This window comes from Bifidobacterium sp. UTBIF-78 (assembly GCF_006408945.1).
Classification (GTDB): Bacteria; Actinomycetota; Actinomycetes; order Actinomycetales; family Bifidobacteriaceae; genus Bifidobacterium; species Bifidobacterium myosotis.
The window spans coordinates 1-19,723 of sequence record NZ_JFAO01000039.1; the positions used below are offsets into that span (position 1 = coordinate 1).

General features: G+C 63.3%; 15 protein-coding genes and 2 tRNA genes. 11 read left to right on the plus strand and 6 right to left on the minus strand.

Features of this window, described 5'->3' with window-relative positions; genetic code table 11:
* Window positions 1-872 precede the first annotated feature (872 nt).
* A complete protein-coding gene (gene pgi, locus BG22_RS08580; protein ID WP_140494822.1) occupies window positions 873-2,573 on the minus strand; it encodes a glucose-6-phosphate isomerase in 1,701 nt (566 codons plus the stop codon).
* 495 nt (window positions 2,574-3,068) lie between these two features.
* Here pgi and BG22_RS08585 point away from each other — a divergent pair.
* The 3 genes from BG22_RS08585 to BG22_RS08595 all read left to right on the plus strand — a co-directional run bounded on the left by BG22_RS08585 (window position 3,069) and on the right by BG22_RS08595 (window position 4,589).
* Window positions 3,069-3,141 (plus strand) — tRNA-Thr (locus BG22_RS08585).
* A gap of 64 nt (window positions 3,142-3,205) precedes the next feature.
* Window positions 3,206-3,287: transfer RNA gene (locus tag BG22_RS08590), tRNA-Leu, on the plus strand.
* Between the two features lie 300 nt (window positions 3,288-3,587).
* On the plus strand, window positions 3,588-4,589 hold the full coding sequence (locus BG22_RS08595; RefSeq protein WP_140494824.1) for an AEC family transporter: 1,002 nt from the start codon (window positions 3,588-3,590) through the stop codon (window positions 4,587-4,589).
* 135 nt (window positions 4,590-4,724) lie between these two features.
* On the opposite strand, the gene BG22_RS08600 is transcribed toward BG22_RS08595, so the two are convergent.
* From BG22_RS08600 to rph, 3 genes are all read right to left on the minus strand, one after another.
* The gene (locus BG22_RS08600; RefSeq protein ID WP_375137715.1) at window positions 4,725-5,978 is read right to left on the minus strand and encodes an aminoacyltransferase; all 1,254 of its coding nucleotides are present in this window, start codon (window positions 5,976-5,978) and stop codon (window positions 4,725-4,727) included.
* A 298-nt stretch (window positions 5,979-6,276) separates the two neighbouring features.
* Window positions 6,277-7,068, minus strand: a complete 792-nt coding sequence (locus BG22_RS08605) for a non-canonical purine NTP pyrophosphatase (protein ID WP_140494825.1) — start codon at window positions 7,066-7,068, stop codon at window positions 6,277-6,279.
* Between the two features lie 391 nt (window positions 7,069-7,459).
* Window positions 7,460-8,224: a ribonuclease PH gene (rph, locus tag BG22_RS08610; protein ID WP_140494827.1), complete on the minus strand. Its 765-nt coding sequence runs from the start codon at window positions 8,222-8,224 to the stop codon at window positions 7,460-7,462.
* A gap of 115 nt (window positions 8,225-8,339) precedes the next feature.
* On the opposite strand from rph, the gene BG22_RS08615 reads away from it, so the two are divergent.
* Window positions 8,340-9,662 carry a nicotinate phosphoribosyltransferase gene (locus BG22_RS08615; protein ID WP_094667011.1) on the plus strand — a complete coding sequence of 441 codons (1,323 nt, stop codon included), beginning with the start codon at window positions 8,340-8,342 and terminating at the stop codon, window positions 9,660-9,662.
* A 342-nt stretch (window positions 9,663-10,004) separates the two neighbouring features.
* Here BG22_RS08615 and BG22_RS08620 read toward each other — a convergent pair whose 3' ends face one another.
* Window positions 10,005-10,490 carry a MerR family transcriptional regulator gene (locus tag BG22_RS08620; RefSeq protein ID WP_258186293.1) on the minus strand — a complete coding sequence of 162 codons (486 nt, stop codon included), beginning with the start codon at window positions 10,488-10,490 and terminating at the stop codon, window positions 10,005-10,007.
* A gap of 287 nt (window positions 10,491-10,777) precedes the next feature.
* Between BG22_RS08620 and BG22_RS08625 the strand changes: the two genes are divergently transcribed.
* Entirely contained in the window at window positions 10,778-11,788 is a 1,011-nt protein-coding gene (locus BG22_RS08625; protein WP_140494829.1) for an aldo/keto reductase, read from the plus strand.
* Window positions 11,789-12,924: 1,136 nt separating this feature from the next.
* On the opposite strand, the gene BG22_RS08630 is transcribed toward BG22_RS08625, so the two are convergent.
* Window positions 12,925-13,206, minus strand: coding sequence for a DUF3039 domain-containing protein (locus BG22_RS08630; RefSeq protein ID WP_094667075.1), 282 nt, complete (start codon window positions 13,204-13,206; stop codon window positions 12,925-12,927).
* A 483-nt stretch (window positions 13,207-13,689) separates the two neighbouring features.
* Between BG22_RS08630 and coaD the strand changes: the two genes are divergently transcribed.
* From coaD to BG22_RS08660, 6 genes are all read left to right on the plus strand, one after another.
* Complete coding sequence (gene coaD, locus BG22_RS08635) at window positions 13,690-14,190, plus strand: pantetheine-phosphate adenylyltransferase (protein ID WP_094667013.1); 501 nt, start codon at window positions 13,690-13,692, stop codon at window positions 14,188-14,190.
* Between the two features lie 2 nt (window positions 14,191-14,192).
* Window positions 14,193-15,158, plus strand: a complete 966-nt coding sequence (locus BG22_RS08640; RefSeq protein ID WP_375137716.1) for a cell division protein — start codon at window positions 14,193-14,195, stop codon at window positions 15,156-15,158.
* Window positions 15,159-15,497: 339 nt separating this feature from the next.
* Window positions 15,498-16,103 (plus strand): DUF177 domain-containing protein, encoded by a 606-nt coding sequence (locus BG22_RS08645; RefSeq protein ID WP_140494834.1) that lies wholly within the window; start codon window positions 15,498-15,500, stop codon window positions 16,101-16,103.
* A gap of 296 nt (window positions 16,104-16,399) precedes the next feature.
* The gene (rpmF, locus tag BG22_RS08650; RefSeq protein WP_094667016.1) at window positions 16,400-16,594 is read left to right on the plus strand and encodes a 50S ribosomal protein L32; all 195 of its coding nucleotides are present in this window, start codon (window positions 16,400-16,402) and stop codon (window positions 16,592-16,594) included.
* Window positions 16,595-16,692: 98 nt separating this feature from the next.
* On the plus strand, window positions 16,693-17,454 hold the full coding sequence (rnc, locus tag BG22_RS08655; RefSeq protein WP_140494836.1) for a ribonuclease III: 762 nt from the start codon (window positions 16,693-16,695) through the stop codon (window positions 17,452-17,454).
* Window positions 17,455-17,722: 268 nt separating this feature from the next.
* Entirely contained in the window at window positions 17,723-19,720 is a 1,998-nt protein-coding gene (locus BG22_RS08660; RefSeq protein WP_258186292.1) for an acetolactate synthase large subunit, read from the plus strand.
* The last annotated feature ends 3 nt before the right edge of the window (window positions 19,721-19,723 follow it).

The following is a 19,723-nucleotide window of genomic DNA, read 5'->3' on the forward strand; positions in this document are numbered from 1 at the left end:
GATTTTGCACTTGCGTCCCGCTCTCATTTTCGCTCGCCCGCTTGGAGGCTATTGAGGAATGGCGGAATTCCAAGGATTTGCAGTCCTTGCCAGTGGGACAGAAGTGCAATTTCGCCGGTATTGCACTTGCGTCCCGAATCCGAGTGGGCCGCAAGTGCAGAATCGCTGATTTTGCATTTGCGTCCCAATCCTGAGCCGCTGTGGAGTCGCATCGAAGCCGCTATGGCTCTTGACCATGCGAGGCCACAGGCACTTGACGGCCGTAAGCGGAAGAACACCGCCATGCGTTCAACTTTAGGTATTCTGTGAGGCGAAGATTGCGACGCCCGGTATCCTGCGCCATCAATCCGTTGGCTGAATCCGTTGACGAAATGACTACCCCTCAATCCAGCTTCGCGGGCCAACTCGCTCTGCAAATATGGACGCGCTCCGCGCGCGGCTTGCCGTCTCGACTGCCGGCTCGCACGCTGCCCGCAAACAGCTCCGCCGCTTGCTTCACGGTAACGGTCCCGCAAGGGGAGCCAACGATTTATTCAACGAATTGCCGATACAGGACACTAGGGTCAGGTGAACCTCAGACGCAAAAACCGCACTCTGATTGCTGAACCGGAATCATTCCAGTCCAACAATCGGAGTGCGGTTTTATACCTAGAGTCCCTTCATCAGAGGGGACTCCAAGGAAGTCAGAACTCGCGGCGTGGACGGTCGCCAGACCGGCCACCAAACCAGCACCGCGCGGCGCAGCGAACCACGAGTTCCGATCGGAACGAAGTGGAATCAGAACTCGCGGCGTGGACGGTCGCCAGACCGGCCACCAAACCAACACTGCGCGGCGCAGCGAACCACGAGTTCTGATTGAAGCGGAGCGAAAATCAGAACTCGCGGTTCGCGCGGTAGAACTGAATCAGGCTCTGGGTGGAGGCGTCCTGGGCGGCCAGGGCCTCGTCATCCTTGGAGATGGCCGGGGTGATCTGCTTGGCCAGCTGCTTGCCGAGCTCAACGCCCCACTGATCGTAGGAGTCCAGACCCCACACGGTGCCTTCGACGAAGGTGATGTGCTCGTACAGGGCGATGAGCTCGCCGAGGGAGAACGGGGTCAGAGCCACGCCGAAGATGGAGGTAGTCGGACGGTTGCCGGTGAACACGCGGGCCGGGACGATCTCCTCCGGGGTGCCCTCAGCGCGGACCTCGTCGGCGGTCTTGCCGAACGCAAGGGCCTTGGTCTGCGCCAGGTAGTTGCCGAGGAACAGCTCGTGCACGTCCTGGTCGCCGTCCTTGGTCGGGTTCGGGGTGTTGACGAACGCAATGAAGTCGGCCGGGATGAGCTGGGTGCCCTGGTGGATCAGCTGGTAGAAGGCGTGCTGGCCGTTGGTGCCGGGCTCGCCCCAGAAGATCTCGCCGGTCTCGGTGGTGACGGGGGTGCCATCCCAACGCACGGACTTGCCGTTGGACTCCATGGTCAGCTGCTGCAGGTAGGCCGGGAAGCGGTGCAGGTACTGGTCGTACGGCAGCACGGCGTGGGAGGCGGCCTTGAAGAAGTTGCGGTACCAGACGTTCAGCATGCCGAGCAGCACCACGACGTTCTTCTCGAACGGGGTGTTGGCGAAGTACTCGTCGATCTCGTGGAAGCCGTGCAGGAACTCCTCGAAGCGGGCCGGGCCGAACACGACGGCCAAGGAGGTGCCGACAGCGGAATCGACGGAGTAACGACCGCCGACCCAGTTCCAGAAGCCGAAGGCGTTGGTCGGGTCGATGCCGAACTCCTCGACCTTCTCCAGGTTGGTGGAGACGGCGACGAAGTGCTTCTTGATGGCCTCGGCGCGCTGGGCGTCGTCGCCCTTGGCGATGGCGCCGTTGGCCTCGAGCTCCTCGAGCAGCCAAGTGCGGGCCTCACGGGCGTTGGTCAGGGTCTCCAGGGTGGTGAAGGTCTTGGAGACGATGATGAACAGGGTGGTCTCCGGGTCAAGGCCCTTGGTCTTCTCGGCCAGGTCGTTCGGGTCGATGTTGGAGATGTAGCGGGCGGAGATGCCGGCGTCCGCATACGGCTTCAGGGCCTCGTACGCCATGACGGGACCCAGGTCGGAGCCACCGATGCCGATGTTGACCACGGTCTCGATCTTGCGGCCGGTGACGCCGGTCCACTTGCCGGAGCGTACGTCCTCGGCGAAGGCGTAGATCTTCTCGAGGGTCTCACGCACGTCCTTGACGGTGTCCTGACCGTCAACGATGTACTTGCCCTCGTCCTCGACCGGACGACGCAGCGCGGTGTGCAGCACGGCGCGGTCCTCGGTGTTGTTGATGTGCACGCCGGTGTACATGGCCTTGATGCGGTCGCCGAGCTTGACCTCGTCGGCAAGGAAGGTGAACAGGCGCAGGGTTTCCGGCTTGATCAGGTTCTTGGACAGGTCGAAGTGCAGATCACCGGCGTCGAAGCTCAGCTCCTTGACGCGGTCGGGATCTTCGGCGAACCACTTCTTGAGGTCGACGCCTTCGGCCTGGAGCTCGTCATAATGCTTCTGCAGCGCCACCCACGCGGGGGTCTTGGTGGCGTCAACGGGCGGATTGATGGCCATAGGATTCCATTCCTTTCACTTTCATCAGTGACTGGAGCGCCCTTGCACACGGCTCGGATGCGTTCCGTATCACCAAACAGAATACTCACAAATTCGGACATGAACAGAACAAAAACATTCAGTGTCCGTTTGATGGCAAGTTGGCCAACATTAGCCACCGGAATACGCCGAAATGCACCGGACCTATGCCGGCCGTCGTGCACACCATCTGCTCGTCGCCCGGCGAAGGACGGGAGACATATGGCATGGCACCGCCGCAGGGACCGCCATGCCCGCGTCCGTAGGGCACGAACGGGCCGGAAGGACGCGGCATAAACGTTGTGCGACATGGCATGACGGGACACGACATGCCTCGGCAAGGAATGCGGCACAGGCCATGAGAACCGCCCCACCGATGCCGCGACACAGCAGCACGCCAGCCGATTGGACTTTTCCAGAGAATGCCTTATACTTAATTTCTTGTGCGCGGCTGGCGAAAGGCCTACCGCGAACCAAGCCACTTTAGCTCAGTCGGTAGAGCGGCTCACTCGTAATGAGCAGGTCGTCAGTTCGATTCTGACAAGTGGCTCGAGCACCACCCTAGGTCGGTTCGTCCGCCTAGGGTTTTGCATATCAGCCGGTAAAACCGGCACGCGAGAGTGGCGAAATTGGTAGACGCGCAGGATTTAGGTTCCTGTGACTTCGGTCTTGCGGGTTCGATTCCCGTCTCTCGCACCCCTTCCGCCCCCGATGGAATCAGGTCCTTCCCGACCGTGCGGTTTTCCTATGCGCTTTTCTTAGGTACGTTCCACGCCACTTAGGTATATATACGCGCCGACTGCACGCCGGCCACGCGCCGACGCATCACAAGTGATTCGGCCTTGCCGGCGTCCGCTGTTCTCCGGAACATGCCTAAGTAATGACGAATGCACCTAAAATCCGCAGGTTCCTTCCGCAATCCTCCACAATGCTTTCCATGCCGCGCCGCAATGCGATGGCCCCGGTTATCATGAGCATGAAGTAAGGGAGTGAGCCATGTCTGCAATACTGACGCCGGTCGGCCTGTTGTTGATTATTCTGACCGGATACCTGTTCCGGCGTTTCGGCCTGTTCGGCAAACGCGATTACCGCATTCTGCAGACCGTCGAGTTCGACATCGTGCTGCCGGGTGCCATCGTGTACTCCTTCGCGACGAATCCGCACGACATCTCGTTGCTGTGGATCTCCGTCTTCGCCTTCTTCTGCTCGCTGCTGCCGGTGGTGCTCATCTTCCTGACCACGCGGCACCGCAATGTGACCGACCGCGCCTTCCTGATGCTCAACGGCGCGGGCTTCAACCTCGGCTGCTTCTGCTTCCCGGTGGTCCAGTCGTTCTGGGGCGCGGGCGCCGTGGTGCCTGCCGCCATGTTCGATATCGGCAACTGCGTGATGGTGGCCGCCGGCACCAACGTGCTCACCCAACAGCTCCTGCACATCCAGCCGGGCAAGACGCTCGCGGAACAGCACGCCGGCGCGGCGCCGACCCTGCCATATGTCAAGCCGAAGGACAAGGACGCCAAACGGCTCGCCCGCCGCGCGCTGTGGCGGACCATCGGCAAGAGTTTCTTCGGTTCCGTGCCCTTTGACACATATCTGCTGATGATCGCACTCACCGTGTTCGACGTGCATGTGCCCGCATGGATCGCAACGTTCTGCCAACCGCTGAGCAACGCGAACGCCTTGGTCTCGATGCTGATGGTGGGCATGCTCATGGACCTGCCGCAGTCGAAGCACGATGTGAAGGAAGTGCTCGCCGTGGTGGCATGGCGCATCCCGTTCAGCATCGCCTTCGCATGCGCGGCGTGGTTCCTGCTGCCGTTCTCCGCATCGATACGCGCGGTGGCCGTGATCTGCACGCTCGCGCCGATCGCCATCTTCTCGACGCTGTTCACCGACAAGGTGCTCGGCAACGCCAAGCTCGCCGGCTTCTCACTGGCGCTGACGGCCATGATTTCGCTGGTACTCATGGCCATAGCCCACATGCTGATGGGCGTGTGAGGGGTGCTGTCGCGGCAAACCGCGTCGTTTACCGTGACAGCACCGAACATGCGGAACGCGGAACGCGGGCCGTCGATCGCACCGGACTTGGCAGAATGACGGCAAACGGCGGCCGCGCTCGCCCTGACTACCGGCCTACCGCTTCAGCACCTTATGGGCCAGCTCGCTCACACCGAACCGCAGCTTGTCCACCGGCAGCGTGAACTCGCCGAGCAGTTCCTCGACGTTGCCGTTGAAGCCCTGCTTAAATTCGAGTACTCCACGCCCCTCATCATCCGGATCATCGAAAATTCCATCGATGCCGTAGAAGTTGTACCGGTTCACCCCGCGTTCCACGCACAGGTGCAGCATGGCCTCGTATTGGATGAGCGCCGAGGCATAGAACGGCTTGTATCGTTCCACACTGCCGGAGAAGAGGTACACCACCTCATTCGGGTGCTCCACGAACAGCGAGGCCGCGGCCGGCAGCACATCACCGTCCTTGGCGAACTCGGCGGCCTCGGCCAGACGCTTCTCCGCAGCCGCGAGATTACGGCCCTCCTCACCCAACTGACGTTCGATGCGCGTGGTGGGGCGCTCGTCGTATTTGGCCTGAAGCCCTTCCACCTTGGCCTTGAGCGCATCACGCTTGGCGGTCATGTCCGCCAGATATTCGTCAAGATGGATTTCGGCCACCATGAAATGCGACTTGTCGCCGAACGCCTGCTTGAACTGACGGAAATACTCGAGTCCGCGTCCGCGGAAGTGACGGCGTTCTGCGGTGGCCGTCTCGATCTTCTCGAATACGTCCAATTCGTCGATGCCCAACTCACGCACGCGGACACCCATCGACAGGGAGCGCTTGACGCTCCACTGCGTACGCTTATCGAACGACTTCATCAAGGCCGGGCCGTCGCCGAGACCGGTCAGATCCTTGACGTACACCCAACGATTCACCACCGCACCGTAGCCGCGCGTGAACCCGGCATGCCGCCATCCCAAGGATTCGTACGTCTTCAGGGACGCATCGTCCGGCGTGCCGTCGGGCTCGCCCTGGGAGTCGCGCTGCTGATACACCAGATTCGGCCAGCAGATCACGGACACCGCATGATGGCGGCGGGCGGACCGGCGGATTCCGTCGGTCATCGTCGCGAGCAATCCCTCATCGTGCGCGTCACACAAGGGGCCAAGCCAGATGTATCCGCGCTCCCCGAATCCGCCGCGCTCATAGGCGATGGAGCAGGCGGCCATCAGCGCCCCCTCACGACGCACGCCCACGAAGTCGAAGGCGTCGGCATGATGTTTGGCGACGTTCACCATCCCCAGACTCTGCTGGAAGTTGCCCTGCGGATGGTGCATGGAGAATTCATCGAACTCTTCCGGAGTAATGGTCACGATCTCGTATGTCATTGATGTCTCAGTCTTATCCGTCTTATCCATAGTCATTGCCGCACTCAACGTTGCCGCACTCAACGGGACAGTATTCTACGCACCATGGGATGCGTGCGAAGCGATCCTCCATTCCGCCCGCCGTATGGACGGCACCGGACATCGACGGGCGACGGTGGGATACGAGTGCTGTTGCACGAAAATCCTGGTATGCAAGTCGGCGATGACCGCACATGGCCAGACGGCGGGCTGAATCGAACCCGCCAGCCTGGCACCCACCGCCCGGCCGATGCGTCGGCTTGTGATGTCCAGTTGCCGCTCAGTCCGCGGACTTCAGCAGCGCCTCAATGGCGGGGACCAGGGCCTTGAGCGCCTTGCCGCGATGGGAGATGGCGTTCTTCTCTGCCGGCGTCATCTCGGCGCTGGTCAGCGGCTCGCCTTCGTAATCAAGCTCGGTGCTGGTGCGTCCGGGCTGGTCGTCAGGTACGAACAACGGGTCGTAGCCGAAGCCGTGCTCGCCGCGCGGCTTGTGGATGATTCGCCCCGGCATCTCCCCCACCTCAACGGTTTCGGACTTGATGGCGTACCGGCCAATCACCGCGGCCCCGGCAGTGGCCCCCGTAGCGTTCCCGGCCCCGGTAGCAGCGGCAGTCGAAACGGCGGCGATCTCGCCCGGCTTATCGCCGCCGGTCACGTCCACCCCGGCCTCGACGTCCGGCACCACCAGAGCCGCGGCGCAACGGAAGCGCGCGGTGCGCTTGGCGTCCGGGATGTCCTCGATCTGCGCGAGCAGCAGCGCGTTGTTGGCCTTGTCATGACCATGCGCGCCGGCCCAACGGGCGGAGAGGATGCCCGGCGCGTTGCCCATCACGTCCACGATGATGCCGGAGTCGTCCGCGACGGCGGGCAGACCGGTGCGGCTCGCCACGTCACGGGCCTTGAGCAGCGCGTTCTCCTGGAAAGTGACGCCGGTCTCCACCGGATCGGGCAGATGCAGGCTGCCGGCCGAGACGAGCTCGATGCCCGAGGCATCCTCGCCCAGATCCTCCTCGAGGATGCGGCGGATTTCCACCAGCTTGCCTTCGTTGTGGGTGGCGACGACGATTTTCATATGCAACTCCTCTGCTCCTCTGAATGTATCTGATGTATCGGATTGCGTCGAATATATCGAATGTATCGGTGACGCGGGAATGTCGGCGGACGTGGACCGGGATGAAAAAGAACGGAATCGACGGTATGTTCGCGGCCTGACGAGGGTCACGCGTACTTACCGTCGATTTGGGGACGATTTCCGACTGTATGTACGCGAGACCTTCGTTGAGACGCGTACTTACCGTCGGCCACTGCGCCCGAGGGAGCGCACTGCAGGCACTACCCGTACTTGGGCATCAGCGACCGCGCTCGGACGGCGACGACGTCAACGGCAACGGAGCCGGACTGATCGTGAGGTGTCGGGCGCGAGCGCGAGACGCGAAAACGCAAGACACGAAACGCGAAGCGGCTCAGTCCAACGCCAGAGCGGCGCGCTGGGCGGCCTGCAACTCGCGGTTGCCCTTTTCGGCGAGATCAAGCAGCGTGCCCAGCTCGGAGCGGTTGAACGGACGATGCTCGGCGGTGCCCTGAATCTCGATGAACGTGCCCGAACCGGTCATGGCCACGTTCATGTCGGTCATGGCCTGGCTGTCCTCGATGTAGGGCAGGTCCAGCATCGGCGTGCCGTTGATCACGCCCACGGAGACGGCGGACACCGAATCCTTGAGCACCTTGGCGGCGGACTTGATGTGACGGTTGCGCTCGGCCCAGTTGAGCGCATCCACCAAAGCGACGTACGCGCCGGTCACCGAGGCGGTGCGCGTGCCGCCGTCCGCCTGCAGCACGTCGCAGTCCAGCTGGATCTGGTTCTCGCCCAGCGCCTTCATGTCGACCACGCCCCTCAGGCAACGACCAACCAGACGGCTGATCTCCATCGTGCGGCCGCCGAGCTTGCCCTTGACCGACTCGCGATCGGTGCGCTCGGAGGTGGCGCGCGGCAGCATCGCGTATTCGGCGGTGACCCAGCCGAGGCCGGAGTCCTTGCGCCAGCGCGGCACCGTGGGCGTGAACGTGGCGGTGCACATTACGCGCGTGTTGCCGCATTCGATCAGCACGGAGCCTTCCGGCGCGTCGGTGAAGTGCCGGGTGATCCTGACCGGGCGAAGCTCGTCGACCTGACGTCCGTCGGCGCGAATGATTTGATGTTCCTTCAACAGATCCTTGATTTGAGCCATACGCCCATCGTACGCCGAGCCGTGCGCGCCGGCCGGGAACAGCACGGGCCACAGGCGACTACACTTATAGTCATCGTAACCAAAAGTGGTACCGCGATGAGGAAAGGCACTGGAGATGCTTGATTATTCGCCGGCCCTGATGACCGACATGTACGAATACACGATGCTCGACGCCGCACTGAGGGACGGCACCGCGAACCGCAAGTGCGTGTTCGAGGTGTACACCCGTCACCTGCCCGAAGGCCGGCGCTATGGCGTGGTGGCCGGCACCGGCCGCATTCTGGACGCGCTCGAACGCTTCCATCTGGACGACAACGACCTGAAGTTCCTCGCAGACCGGCATGTCGTGAGCCCCGAGACCATCAGCTGGCTGGAGCACTACCACTTCTCCGGATCGATCAAGGGGTACCGCGAAGGCGAGATGTTCTTCCCGAACTCGCCGATCCTGCAGGTCGAGGGCACGTTCGGCGAGTGCACGCTGCTGGAGACGCTGATCCTGTCCATCCTCAACTACGATTCCGCCGTGGCCTCGGCCGCGAGCCGCATGGTCTCGGCCGCCAAGGACCGCCCCTGCATGGACATGGGCGGACGCCGCACCAACGAGTGGGCCGCAGTGGCCGCCGCACGCGCCGCCGTGGTGGGCGGATTCAAGGGCACCGCCAACCTACTCGCGGCGCAGATGTACGGCCTGAAGGCCATCGGCACCGCCGCCCACTGCTTCACGCTGGTGCACGACTCCGAGCGCGACGCCTTCGAGTCGCAGATCGACGCCCTCGGCCGCAACACCACGCTGCTCGTGGACACGTACAACATCGAGGAGGCCGTGAAGACCGCCGTCGAGGTGGCAGGCCCCGGACTCGGAGGCGTGCGCATCGACTCGGGCGATCTGGCCGCCATGGCCCAGCGCGTGCGCAACCAGTTGGACGCGCTGGGGGCCACGAACACCACGATCACCGTGACCAACGATCTGGACGAGTACGCATTGGCCGCCCTGCAGACCGCGCCGGTGGATTCCTACGGCGTGGGCACGATGCTGGTCACCGGTTCCGGCGCACCCACTTGCGCGATGGTGTACAAGCTCACCGAGCGAGAGGACGCGGACGGCGTGATGCAGTCGGTGGCCAAGAAGTCCAAGAACAAGGCCACCGTGCCGGGCCGCAAGCTGGCGTTCCGCTCCTACGAATACGCGCTGGCGGAGGCCGAGCATGTGATCTCAGGCTCGGAGGACAAGCTGGCCGGATTCACGCCCGAAGACGGCTGGAAGAATCTGTTGGTGGACTTCGTGGACCACGGTTCGATCGATGCGACGTGGCAGGGACACGACGCCATCATGGCCGCGCACGACTACCGCGCCAAGGCGTTGGCCGAGCTGCCCATCACCGCGCAAAGCCTGATGAAGGGCGACCCGGCGATCCCCACGGAGACCACCGTTCTGTGACGGCGGCTTCCGTCGGAATCCGTCGCGGTACCGTCGCTTCCTCAGCTACGGACAGCCCTTGATGGTGATTCCAGTCAACCGTTCCGCGTACCGCCGCTTTCCCTCACCTACGGACAGTCCACCGGATTGTCCGCCAAACGGCTCGGTTACGGCGACCACCGGTTGTGATGGAGATCACGGTCCTGTGACGGCGACCACCGGTTGCGACGGAGGCCACCGTCCTGTGATGGAAGCCACCGTCCTGTGATGGAAGCCACCGTCCTGCGGACGGCGTCTTCCGTCGGAGCTTCGACCTCGCGACAAATCCCCCGTATCTATGCCACCTATGCCTCATGCCGCCTCTCAACAGTCGATGGCATAGATACGGGTCTTGTAGTCCCTCCAGTCTGGCAACGGTCCGCCGGCGTCGAGCGCCTGCTTGATGCCCTGATAGTAGTGGAGCTTGCGTTGGACGTGCAGGGCGGCCTCGTTCAGCGCGCGCCGCTGCTCGTCCAAAGTCCGGCGACGTGACTCCAGCAACTCGAGAATCTCATCGATATGGGCGGGTTCGTCCTGCTCGAACGTGAAGAACTTCTTGAGGTCGTCGATGGTCATGCCGGCGTTCTTGAAGCAGCAGATCGCCCGCAGACGATTGATATGGCATTCCTCGTACACGCGCTGCCCGGTGGCAGTGCGGCCAACATTGGTGAGCAGTCCCTGTTCCTCGTAATAGCGCAGCGTCGACGGCTGCATATGGAACTGAGCCGCGACCTCACGAATCGTATGGGTGGCGTGGACCTCCGACGCCTCGTCCACCGGCATCCGGACAGCCGAAGCCGCATCAGTCATCGTCATCATCGACCTTCCTTCATCATCACGACACGCCGACGCATCGCATACTGCTTGCATTCAAGTTCACTTGAACTGGAACCATAATAACCGACAACGAAACCGTTCGCGAGCCGGACTATGGACGCAGATGACGTAGGTCTTCATCCGCATCCGATGTCAGGCCCACGGAACAAGACGCACAGACGCACCGCACGACGGCTTACGACAGGAAACGCGCCATCCAACGGCGTACCAGCCGACGGCCATCCGGCAACGCGCCGACACGCACCAATGAAGGAGCCTCAATGTTCGAGCCGACCACCCCATACATCCCCAACCCGCACCGCTACGACAGCATGACCTATAACCGCTGTGGCACCTCCGGCCTGAAGCTGCCGGCCGTCTCGCTCGGATTCTGGCACAACTTCGGCGATATCACACCGTTCGAGCAGATGAAGTCGCTGGTCTTCACCGCCTTCGACAACGGCATCACCCACTTCGATCTGGCCAACAACTACGGCCCGGAGCCCGGCCAGGCCGAGAAGAACTGCGGCCTGCTGCTCGCCAAGTACTTCAAGCACCACCGCGACGAGCTCATCATCTCCACCAAGGCCGGCTACGAGATGTGGGCCGGCCCGTACGGCGACCTCGGCAGCCGCAAGTACCTGCTCGCCTCGCTCGACCAGTCGCTTGAGCGCCTTGGCTTGGACTACGTGGACATCTTCTACCACCACCGCCCGGACCCCGAAACCCCGCTCGAGGAGACGATGGGTGCCCTCGCCCAGGCCGTGAACTCCGGCAAGGCCCTGTACGTCGGCCTGTCCAATTACGACGGACCGACGATGGAGAAGGCCGCCGCGATTCTCGCCGAATTGCATGTGCCGTTCGTCATCAACCAGAACAAGTACAACATCTTCGACCGCACGGTGGAGCGCAACGGGCTCAAGGAGACCGCAGCCAAGCTGGGCAAGGGTCTCATCACCTTCTGCCCGCTGGAGCAGGGACTGCTGACCAACCGCTATCTCAACGGCATCCCGGCCGACAGCCGTATCGCCCATGATCCACGGTTCCTCAAGGATTCGGCGCTGACCGACAAGCTGCACGGGCAAATCGTGGACCTCAACAACCTAGCGGCCGAGCGCGGCCAGACCCTGGCCGAGATGAGCCTGGCCTGGCTGCTGCACGACGGCAAGGTGACCTCCGTGCTCGCCGGCGCCTCCAAGCCGCAGCAGATCGTCGACAACATCGGCGCGTTGAAGAACACGCACTTCACCGATGAAGAGCTGAAGCTCATCGACGACATCGCCGCACGGTGATGCGCGCCGGCGGCAATCGCGCATGATGACCGCCAGTATGCCGCGTCATAAATTCGTTGATCATATTTTTGTCTCCCCTTGCAGGCAACGTGCGAGCCGACAGGCGAGCCAGCTGACTGCGCGGAGCGCGTTCGTAATTGCATGACGAGCTGGCCCGCGAAGCGGGACTGAGGGATAGTGAATTAATCAACGAACTTCTGACGCAGGATACTAGATGGCCTCACGACGGATGCACGACGGATGCAGGGTTATTGTTCCATCTCTGCTTGTCATCGGACAATAACCCTGCATAGCGTTGTTGACATGGGCACCGCAACGATACCGTTTGTCCCGATAATCCATTTTTCCGGTTTTCGGGATTATCGGGACAAGAATCCGTGCCCCCGCAGCCCATTTTCATCGATATTCGACGTCCGGGGGCACACCGCGTGCCCCCACAGCCGTTTGTAACGATAAAACAGCTTTGCGGGGCGCACCATCGATTCCGCAAAAAGCCCGGAATTCCGCCAAAACGTCGATTCGAGGCGTTTTACCATCCAAAACAGCTGTGCCCCCGCAGCCCATTTTCACTCCAAAAACGGCTGCGGGGGCACAGCCCTCACTCAGACCGACGCTGTGGGACGGTCCACAAGAGATATCACACGGGCAGTTCGCTCCTGCTCGCAGGCGAAGCACACTGTCTCCACAGCGAAAGACAGGTAAAGCCCGCCAATACGGTTACTGCATCATCACCGCCCCACGAAGATGGCCAATATGCGGCGAAGTTCAATCCGGTCCTCGAAAAATGGACGCAAAAACGGCCCCGGCTACGGCAAACCCGAACCACAACCCTCGCTCGGCTCACGCCTCGCTCAGGCTGATGCTGTGGGACAGTCCACAGGACTGTCCGCTTCACACATCGCCTCCGGCCCCAGCAACAACGGACACGCCTACGGCGGACCCAACATCACCCTCGCTCGGCTCACGCCTCACTCAGGCTGACGCTACGGACAGTCCACCGGACTGTCCGCTTAACGCACCGCCTCCGGCCCCAGCAAGAACAGACACGCCTACGGCGGACCCAACATCACCTTCGCTCGGCTCACGCCTCGCTCAGGCTGATGTTGTGGGACAGTCCACAGGACTGTCCCACAACATCAGCCCATCATTTCTTCGTAGATGCGCTTGCAGTCGGGGCAGACGGGGTATTTGGACGGATCGTGCTTGGGCACCCACACCTTGCCGCACAGCGCCACAACCGGACGGCCGGTCATACGGGATTCGGCGATGCGGTCCTTGGACACATAATGGGCGAACCGGTCGGCGTCGCCGCCATCGTCGCGAACCGGCGACTCCTGGGTCTCGGGACGCTCAAGCACGGAAGTTCCGGCGCCCTGATCGGGATTCCTCAACGGTTCGGCATCATCAACGAACATCATCATGCACCACTTTCTTCAGCTACGAAACGATTCTGCGTACCATCATAGATTCCCAACGCCACCAGCGAAATCCCCAAGCCCTACTCGCCGCACCCCACACTCATCACGCGTATCCACATCTGTATACGACAGTCTTACCGCGGCAACCAAAGATACGGCATTCCGCACACGCCACAATCGTCACCAGTCGGCGATCCGAGCTCGAATCGCAAGCAGCAATCACCGCATGACACACAGTCGCCATCAGCCGGAAAAGTCTGGCGCGATGTCGGACGACGTCCCGGACATCCTTATCCGCATTCCCGCCAGCCCGTCCACTGCCGAATCAACTGGGATGGATTATACGTGCCGCTTTGTAGAACGCACCCGCTGCCCGCCGCCGAATCACCCGCACACCACCAACACACCACCAACACACCACCTGCGCCGCAGCGGCACCTCACCGGCATCCCGAATCCCTCCAATCGCGGTAGGCTATAAGGCATGACTATCGCAGTATGCCCCGGCTCGTACGACCCCGTGACCGCCGGACACTTGGATGTAATCGAGCGCTCCGCGCGGTTTTTCGACGAGGTACACGTGGTGGTGGCCGTCAATGCCGCGAAAACACCGATGTTTTCCGAAGCGACCCGCGTGGACGTGATTCGCCGCGCCCTAGACAAGGATGGATGCACCAATATCACGGTCGCCTCCACCGACGGGCTCATCACCGACTACTGCAGGCAGGTGGGCGCCAGCGTAATCGTCAAGGGACTGCGCCAGAACGGCGACTACGAGGCCGAACTCGGCATGGCTCTGGTCAACCGCAAACTCGCCGGCATCGAGACCCTGTTCCTGCCGGCCGATCCGATTCTTGAACACATCTCCAGTTCCATCGTCAAGGACGTGGCCCGTCACGGCGGAGACGTGACCGGCATGGTGCCCGACTGCGTGGTACCGATGCTCGCCGAGGCCTTGGCCGAGGAACGCACACGGAAGGACTGAACATGAACGATGATCACCCCACCGGCTATGTGGATCTGACCCAGCCGGCCGGCCAGCCGCAGGACCGGCCGGATACGATCTCCACTCCGTCGACCGCGCAGGTCGCACCGACAGCCTCACCGACCGCACCGACCGCACCTGCCGACGATATGCCGCCCGCGGCGCCGGCAAACCCCGCAACCGTCCTGCCGCCGATGCCGGACCTGCGTGAGCCGGGCCCCACCGAAGCGGCACAGACCTCCCCCGACGCTCCGACGCCACTGCAGCCCACGCCGGCGCAGCTACAGGCACGGGCGGAAGCCGCCGCCAAGGCCAACAGCCGTTCCACGTCGGCGCACGAGACAGGCACTCGCCCCGCGTTCATGGACGCCATGCCCGATCTGCGCGAGAACGCCGACGACCCGGACGAGCAGAGCCGTGAAGAGTTCACCACGGTCTACGACATCATCGACCAGCTGGAGGCAAGCCTCGAGGAGGCCAAATCCAGCCTGTTCTCCCCCAACATGGTCAAGGTGGATCGCGATGAGTTCACCGACCGGCTGTCCGAGCTCAAGAAGATGCTGCCGGTCCAGCTGGAACGCGCATCCGCCCTGATGCGCGAAGCCGAGCGGCGTCTGGAGTCGGCCCAGAGCCAGTCCAGCGCCATCGTGGCCTCCGCGCAAAGCCGGGCCGCGGACATGATCAAGGATGCGAACGAACAGGCCCAATTCCTGGCCGGCCAGGAGAACGTGACCGAGCTGGCCCGGCAGAAGGCGCGCACGATCCTCGATCAGGCGCAGGCCAAGGCCGATCACCTCACGCGAGGCGCGGACCAGTACTGCACCACCGTGATGGAGGGCCTGTCCCAGCAGCTCGGCAAACTCAGTCAGGATGTGCAGGCGGGCCTCAACGTGCTGGAGGAGCGCCAGCGCGCGGCCGGCGAGCAGATGCCGAACCTCACGCTCAACGACTATCCGGAAGCGCAGTGACGGCCGGGACCGAGCCCGCATAGGACGAGCGCCGGCGTAGTGCGCTGCGCACCGTGTGCGCACCACGCGCACACCGCACATCGCGGGTCGCGCACACGCACCACGCACCACGCGCTATGGGCACACCGCCCGCTGCGCGCACACCCCACGACATGCGGCATACACCGCCGGCCACACATCCACGCGCACACCCCACGCTACGCGCACACCGCCATATCAGTAGCGTACGTAACAATTCACAACATAAGGTGCATACAGGAACGCGACAAGCGCGCGACGCCGCCACAGGCGACGCAGCACATGCACAGACAAAAACACAACACATGAAAGGCATAAGTCATGGCACGAGTTGAGGATTCCCCGTGGTCGATTCCGGTGGCGCAGGTCGCCTCCCGCGCGGGCCAGTCCAAGCAGGTCGATGCCGATTTCCCGGCTCCGGGCGGCATCGGCGATGAAATCGTCGGCATCAAGGAGGGCGAACCCGTGCATGTGGACGGCTCGTTCGACTCGATCGTGGACGGCCTGATCTTCACCGGCCGGATCACGGCCCCGTTCAACAGCGAGTGCACCCGCTGCCTCAAGCCGATCGACAAGGACTGGACGGTCAACGTCACCGTCTTCTTCCCGTACGAATCCGGCACGGACAACCGCGGCAAGCAGGGCAAGCACGACGAGGAGACAGACATCATCGCCGGCGAGGACGAGTCGGAGGACACCTACCCGCTACTGGAGAACGGCGCGTTCGCGAACATCGAGGCGATGCTGCGCGACACACTGGTCGAATCGTTGCCTTTGCAGCCGCTGTGCAGGCCCGACTGCAAGGGCCTGTGCTCCCAGTGCGGCGTGGATCTGAACGAGCACCCGGATCACCATCACGAGACCGAGGACATCCGTTTCGCCGGACTGGCGGCGCTCAAAGCCCAGCTTGAGGCCGAACAGGAGTAGGATCACGGCACACGGACCCAGCCAACGCCCGTGTACGACGCCACGCCGAGGCGGCTTTGCAACGCTCCGCAGGTCCAGCTGGACGAGACGCCACGCTGGGGCAGCCTTGCGTCGCTAACGCAGGTCCAACCGGGCGAGACGCCACGCCGCACACCCAGCCCGGACCGCCCTGCCCGGACCGCCACACACCCAGCCCGGACCGCTGCATCCCACGCCCATTTGGACTTTGTACGAGCCGTGCGCTAAGATAACGCACGCTTAAGCTCAATTGTTCGAACGAAATAGAGGATATTCAAATGGCACTGCCTAAGTACAAGACCTCGCGCGCCAACACGCGCTCGCGTCGCGCGAATTGGAAGGCTACCGCTGCTGCGACCGTGACCTGCCCGAACTGTGGCGCTCCGGCCCTGCCGCACATGGCCTGCCCGAGCTGCGGTTCCTTCCGCGGCCGCACCTACCGCTCCGCCATCCAGCCGGCCCACACCAAGTGAGCCCTGAGATAACGGCATAACGAAGGCCCTGCCATCGACGGGTGGCGGGGCCTTTTGCGTAACCTACCCACATCCCACATGGAGGATGACTAATCACCATGACCGAAGACACCGAACAGCAACCAGCCCACGAACTGCTGGAGGCACTGGGCACCACCATCAACCCGGACCTGCTTGTCCAGGCGCTCACCCACCGTTCCTTCTCGCACGAGCACCCCGGAGTGCCCAACTACGAACGTCTGGAGTTCCTGGGCGATGCGGTGCTGGAGCTGATCTCCACCGAGACGCTGTTCACCATCCACCCGGACATGACCGAAGGCCAGCTGGCCAAGATGCGCGCCAAAGCGGTGTCGGAAGAGGCGCTGAGCGCCATCGCGCGCACCAAGCTCAAGGTGGGTCCCTACATTCTGCTGGGCCACGGCGAGGCCGAGCAGGGCGGGTCGGAGAAGAGCTCCATCCTGTGCGACATCGTGGAGTCGCTGATCGGCGCCACCTTCCTCGAGCACGGCATCGACGAAGCCCGCAAGGTGGTCCACCGTCTCATCGACGACACGCTGGCCGAGGTGGCCACCGAAGGCCCGGCACTGGACTGGAAGACCTCACTGACCGTCAAGGCCCACGACATGGGTCTGCCCGATCCGGTCTATCTCATGGAGGTTTCCGGCCCCGAATACGCCCAGATCTTCACCGCCAAGGCCACGCTGGTCGCGGAAGGCAAGCACGGCCACGACGACGGCGAGGAAGTCATTGGCGTCGGTCAGGGCACCAGCAAGCGCAAGGCGCAGCTGGCGGCCGCCGAAATGGGCTGGAAGACGCTGGACGAGCGTCAGCATCAGAATCAGGACCAAAGCCAGCAATAGAGCCAAACAAACGATCGTTCCGTCCGGTGAGTGATTCCAGTCACCGGACGGAGGCATATTCCCGGCCGATTCCGGCGTCTGCCCAGTGAGCATGACCGGCGTATCCGGCCGGGTTTATGCATAGACTGAAGAGACACACGAGAAACAGGCCGCGCTGGGGTCACAAACCCCGTCACGCGCGGCAGGGAGCACAGACGGGACAGACCGCCCCACCCGAGGCGGCCGGGTTTCCGAGCGACATCGAATATCGATACAGGTGAGAGGAACCATGGCTTTACCTACGCCCTTGCAGGCATTCAGCGGCGTGCCGAAGACCTTTGCGGCAACCGACAAGCAGACCATCATCGACGGCGAGAAGATGACCGGCGCCCAGGCACTGGTCCGTTCGCTGGAGGATCTGGGGGTCGAGGACGTGTTCGGCATCCCCGGCGGCGCGATTCTGCCCGTCTATCACCAGATCAATGACAGCACCAAGTTCCGTTTCGTGCTCATGCGCCACGAGCAGGCCGCCGGCCACGCCGCCGAGGGCTACGCGCTGGCCACCGGCAAGGTGGGCGTGTGCATCGTGACGTCCGGCCCCGGCGCCACCAACGTGGTCACCGCCATCGCGGACGCCAACATGGACTCCGTGCCGATGGTGGTCATCACCGGTCAGGTGGGCGTGCAGGCCATCGGCACCGACGCCTTCCAGGAGGCGGACATCGTGGGCATCACCTACCCGGTGTCCAAGCATTCGTTCCTGGTGACCCGCGCGCAGGACATCCCGCGCGTGCTCACCGAGGCCTACCACATCGCCAGCACCGGTCGCCCCGGCCCGGTGGTCGTGGACCTGACCAAGACCGCGCAGACCGGCGAGATGTACTATTCGTGGCCGCAGCGCATGATTCTGCCCGGCTACAACCCCACCACCAAGGCGCACGGCCGTGTGCTGTCGGACGCGGCGAAGCTGTTCTCCAAGTCCTACCGGCCGGTGCTGTACGTGGGCGGCGGCGCGGCCCGCTCCAACGCCGGCGCGCAGGTCAAGGCCCTGGCCGATCTGACCGGCGCCCCGATCGTGACCACGCTGCCCGCACGCGGCATCGTGCCGGACACCGATCCGAAGAACCTCGGCATGCTCGGCATGCACGGCACTATCGCCGCCACCGGCGCCGTGCAGCGCGCCGATCTGCTGGTGGCCATCGGCGCCCGCTTCGACGACCGCGTCACCGGCAAGCTGGACGCCTTCGCGCCCACGGCCCGCGTGATCCACATCGACATCGACCCGGCGGAAATCGGCAAGAACCGCCAGCCCGATGTGCCGATCGTGGGCGACGTGGCCACCGTGCTCGACGACCTCATCCCCGAAATCGAGCGCACGCAGGCCATTCAGGGCAAGCCGAACCTCAAGCCGTGGTGGGACGCCATCAACGGCTGGCGCGAGCAGTACCCAATGACGTGGGAGCAGCCGACCGACGGTTCGCTGGCTCCACAGTGGGTCATCAAGACGCTGTCCGAGCTGGCCGACCCGTCCACGATCTGGGTCACCGGCGTGGGCCAGCATCAGATGTGGGCCGCCCAGTTCATCAACTTCGAGAACCAGCACTCGTGGCTGTCCTCCGGCGGCCTCGGCACAATGGGCTACGGTCTGCCCGCCGCCATCGGCGCGTCCGTGGGCTCGGCCCGTGAGTTCGACGGCAAGAAGCCGGTGTGGCTGATTGACGGCGATGGTTCCTTCCAGATGACCTCCGAAGAGCTCGCCGCCGCGTTCCTGGACCACGCGCCGGTGAAGATCGCGATTCTCAACAACTCCGTGTACGGCATGGTGCGTCAGTGGCAGACGCTGTTCTACCAGCACCATTACTCGCAGACCAACCTCAAGGACGGCGAGGCGCACGGCACCGAGGGCGAGACCGCCCTGGCCAACGGCGATGCCCCGCTCGAGGTCCCGGACTTCATCAAGCTGGCCGAGGCGTACGGCTGCGTCGGCATCCGCGCGTTCACCGAGGAGGAGGCCATCGCGGCCATCAAGAAGGCCAACGAGATCAATGACCGTCCGGTGCTCATCGATTTCCGCGTCTGGAAGGACGCGATGGTGTGGCCGATGGTCGCCGCGGGCGCTTCGAATGACGAGGTGACGTACATGCCCGGCATCAAGCCGCTTATGGGTGGCGCTCCGGCTCCGGGCACGGGCGCGGAGGGTGATCCGGCGCTGGCCGCCGGTGAGGCCGGGACCGCCGCCGGCGAGGCTACCGACGAAACCGCTACGAACGCCGCGGACGAGCGCTGAGGC